At 58.8% G+C, this 556-nt stretch carries 1 protein-coding gene; it reads left to right on the top strand.

Annotation, left to right across the window (positions count from 1 at the left end):
- Positions 1-200: 200 nt before the first annotated feature.
- Positions 201-556: IS110 family transposase (locus tag ACYJP6_RS24150; protein ID WP_459478559.1), on the top strand; the 356-nt coding region annotated here is incomplete at its 3' end.

Here is a 556-nt window from a genome sequence, read left to right on the forward strand (position 1 = left end):
GCGCTCAACCCAACCTTGTATCTCTCCGGGGTAATGGGATTAGCTACCTCATGACCCGGAGCCGGCTAAGCACCTACCCAACCTGAGCACTCGATGCTGTGTCGTAGAGTGTGCCCGCCGGCTCCCTTTCTCCACATCCTGAATGGTATCCAAGCCCCTCCTCGGGAGTGAGGCTGTATGCACAAGGCAAGGAGCGAGAAATGGCGATCATCGGTATCGACATCAGCAAGCAGAAATTCGATTGTCTGTGGCTGCGTGACGTCCACAGCCTGAAAGTCAAAACCAAGGTCTTCACCAACCGGCCGACGGGATTCGCCGAGCTTGTCGACTGGTGTTGTGCCCAGACGGGTGAGGCGGTGGAGCAACTGCAGGTCTTTCTCGAGGCCACCAGCGTCTATCACGAGCCGCTCGCCCACTACCTACATGATCGAGGTGTCCAGGTATTCGTCCTCAATCCCGCCTGGGTACGCAGTTACGCGCGTAGCCTGGGCATACAGGGCAAGACCGACAAGCAGGACAGCCTGGTCCTGGCGCGCTATGGCGCAACCCAACCCGT

It is taken from the genome of Pseudomonas sp. No.117, assembly GCF_054558395.1.